Source organism: Burkholderia sp. MSMB1078WGS, from assembly GCF_001528895.1.
Lineage (GTDB): Bacteria > Pseudomonadota > Gammaproteobacteria > Burkholderiales > Burkholderiaceae > Burkholderia.
In genome coordinates this window covers 1-1,571 of sequence record NZ_LPDI01000115.1, presented here as the reverse complement: position 1 = coordinate 1,571, position 1,571 = coordinate 1, and the positions used below count along the sequence as shown (strand labels likewise).

1 protein-coding gene is annotated in these 1,571 nt (G+C 65.1%); it reads left to right on the top strand.

The window, feature by feature from the left end; translation table 11 throughout:
• The coding region (locus WT24_RS31325; RefSeq protein WP_060037143.1) for an electron transfer flavoprotein-ubiquinone oxidoreductase at positions 1–1,571 on the top strand (1,571 nt) is incomplete at its 5' end.

Genomic DNA, 1,571 nt, shown 5'->3' with positions numbered 1-1,571 from the left:
GGCTCAAGCAACTGGCCGCCGAGAAAGGCGCCGAGATCGGCGTGTGCGTGCTCGAGAAGGGTTCCGAGATCGGCGCGCACATCCTGTCGGGCGCGGTGATGGACCCGCGCGCGATCACCGAGCTGTTCCCCGACTGGAAGGAGCGCGGCGCACCGCTCGATGTCGAGGTCACGGAAGACCGCTTCCTGTTCCTGTCCGAGAAAAGCGCAGTGACCACGCCGAACTGGGCGCTGCCGGACAACTTCAAGAACCACGGCAACTACGTGATTTCGTTGGGCAACGTGACCCGCTGGCTCGGCCAGCAGGCCGAGGCGCTCGGCGTGGAGATCTTCCCGGGCTTCCCCGCTGCGGAAATTCTCTACAACGACGACGGCTCGGTGAAGGGCGTCGCGACCGGCAACATGGGCGTGGGCAAGGACGGCGAGCCGACCGAGAACTTCCAGCTCGGCATGGAGCTGCACGCGAAGTACACGCTGTTCGCCGAAGGCTGCCGCGGGCATCTCGGCCGTCAGCTGATCACGAAATTCAAGCTCGACGCGAACGCCGATCCGCAGGCGTACGGGATCGGCATCAAGGAACTGTGGGAAATCGATCCCGCCAAGCACAAGCCGGGCCTCGTGATCCACACGGCCGGCTGGCCGCTGAAGTCGGATACGTACGGCGGCTCGTTCCTGTATCACATGGACAACAACCAGGTCGTGGTCGGCTTCGTCGTGGGCCTGGGCTACACGAACCCGTACCTGTCGCCGTTCGAGGAATTCCAGCGCTACAAGACGCATCCGTCGATCCGCGCGTTCCTCGAAGGCGGCAAGCGCGTGTCGTACGGCGCGCGCGCGATCACGGCCGGCGGCCTGCTGTCGTTGCCGAAGACGGTGTTCCCGGGCGGCGCGCTGATCGGCGACGACGCGGGCTTTTTGAACGCATCGCGGATCAAGGGCAGCCACGCGGCAATCAAGACCGGGATGCTGGCGGCCGACGCCGCATTCGACGCGGTGCAGGCCGGCCGTCAGAGCGACGAACTCAATGCGTACCCGGACGCGTTCAAGCAATCGTGGCTGTACACGGAGCTGTACCGCGCGCGCAACTTCAAGCAGTGGATGGCCAAGGGGCTGTACCTGGGCACGCTGATGGTGGGTATCGAGCAGAAGGTGATGGGCGGCAACGTGCCGTGGACGCTGCACCACCAGCATGCGGACCACGAGATGCTGAAGCCGGCGTCGCAGTGCGAGCCGATCGCGTATCCGAAGCCGGACGGCAAGCTGACGTTCGATCGGCTGTCGTCGGTGTTCATCTCGAACACGAACCACGAGGAGAACCAGCCGGCGCACCTGACGCTGAAGGACGCGAGCGTGCCGGTGAACGTGAACCTGCGCACGTACGCGGGGCCGGAGGCGCGGTTCTGCCCGGCGGCGGTGTACGAGTTCGTGAAGAACGACGACGGCAGCGATCGGTTGGTGATCAACGCGCAGAACTGCGTGCACTGCAAGACCTGCGACATCAAGGACCCGACGCAGAACATCGTGTGGGTCACGCCCGAAGGCGGCGGCGGGCCGAATTACCCGAACATGTAA